The 1,522-nt window shown below is 67.3% G+C and carries 1 protein-coding gene; it reads right to left on the minus strand.

The window, feature by feature from the left end; genetic code table 11:
* Positions 1–534: 534 nt before the first annotated feature.
* The gene (locus ABH924_RS24790; RefSeq protein ID WP_404503186.1) at positions 535–1,365 is read right to left on the minus strand and encodes a sigma-70 family RNA polymerase sigma factor; all 831 of its coding nucleotides are present in this window, start codon (positions 1,363–1,365) and stop codon (positions 535–537) included.
* Positions 1,366–1,522 lie beyond the last annotated feature (157 nt).

A 1,522-nucleotide genomic window follows, 5' to 3' on the forward strand; every position in this document is an offset into this window, starting at 1 on the left:
GAGTGGTCGTGAGCTTGCATCGTCATGGGTCCAGACCCTAGCAGCGGCTCTCGACAATGAAGCCCCAGGTGGCGGGATCAGCGGGGCGGATACGGCGCGCTTTTCCAAAGTTCGTGGCCGGATGCTCCCTTGAGCTTTCCCCTTCCCGGCAAAGTAACTGGTCACCTTTCGGAAGGCCGCGCGTGGGTTTTAAGAACCTCTGGCCCGGGCGGTATCGTCGCCGGTCCCGGTCCCATGGGGGTGAGCGTAGCTGGCGGTGATGCCCCGTGTTCGGGGGCCGGGCGGGTGCTTTCGCGACACGATCTGGGTCTTGCACCCACTATTTTAGTGCCTGGTAAGTAGGTCCTGGACTGCTTACCGGGTTGTGCCCGGGCGATGTACTCATGCGCGAATCCGGCCGGGCCATTTACCGCCGGGAGCATGGATCCCGGCGAGGAGAGTGCGGTCAGACCCCCAAGACCTGGCCGCACTCTTTCCTGCCGAGCCTGCCTCGGTGGATGCTCGGGTGCGTCGGCGCGGGGTTACGGGCCGGTGTCAGGGTACTGGGCTACCGGGTGCGTGTTTTTGGCGGGGGGCGTAGTGGCGGAGTTCGGCGAGAAGCTCGGCGCAGCTGGGGCACCGGCCCAGGTGGGTGGCTGTTCGTTGCGTGGATGAGGTTTTCAGGGTCCCGAGCAGGTAGGAGGCCAGGTGTGGGCGGACCGTCCTGCATTCGGGGCTCGGGCCGCGGGTGTCCGTGATGTGGTGTTGAAGGTATCCCCGGGTCAGGCCGGCCCTGGCACGGGCGTGAAGGAGTGACACGGCGTTCGCGCTGATGCCGGTCAGTTGCGCGACGGCGGCGGGTTTGAGGTCCTCGACGTCCCGGTACCAGAGGACCTGCTGCCAGTGAAGGGGCAGTTCCGCGAAGGCCAGGGCAACGGCCTCCATGTCGAAGCTTCTCACCGCGGGGTCCTGGTATGGGGCTGCCTCGTCGGGAAGGAAGCCGTCGAGGGTGAGGGCGGCCAGTTCCCGGTCCGTGTTCGAGGCGTATGCCGTGCGCCGGAGCACGGTCAGCAGGTAGGACCGGAAATTGCGTTCGGGGCCTCCTCCCCGGTGCAAGTTCTCCAGCACGGAGGTGAAGGCTTCCGATACCGCGTCCTGGCGTTCCCGGGACCGGCGGACTTCCAGGGAGGCCACCGTGGATGCCTGCCCTCGGTGCTTCTCATACAGGGCGCCGAACGCTGCGGAATCCCCGGTCCGGGCCTTCCGGAGCAAACCGTCTGGGTCCTCCGGGGCGAGGTCCTTGACGTGTGGCGCGGTCTGCCGTGGGGAGCGCGGGCCGTTGCCGGCAACAGCCCCTCGTTGGGCTGCTTTCGAATCTGAGACCATTACCTCACACCTGACAGCTGTGCAAAGAAGCGGGGGGGGCCCCGCGGGGGGGTTGCCCCCCGTGCCCGGGGGGCATTGTATCGCGTGTGGGCGGGGAAAACGGGGGGGGGGGGGGGGGTGGGGCATGGCGGGTTTTTTGGCCCGCTGGTTTAGCCGC

This window comes from Arthrobacter sp. GAS37 (genome assembly GCF_044908325.1).
Taxonomy (GTDB): Bacteria; Actinomycetota; Actinomycetes; order Actinomycetales; family Micrococcaceae; genus Arthrobacter; species Arthrobacter ramosus.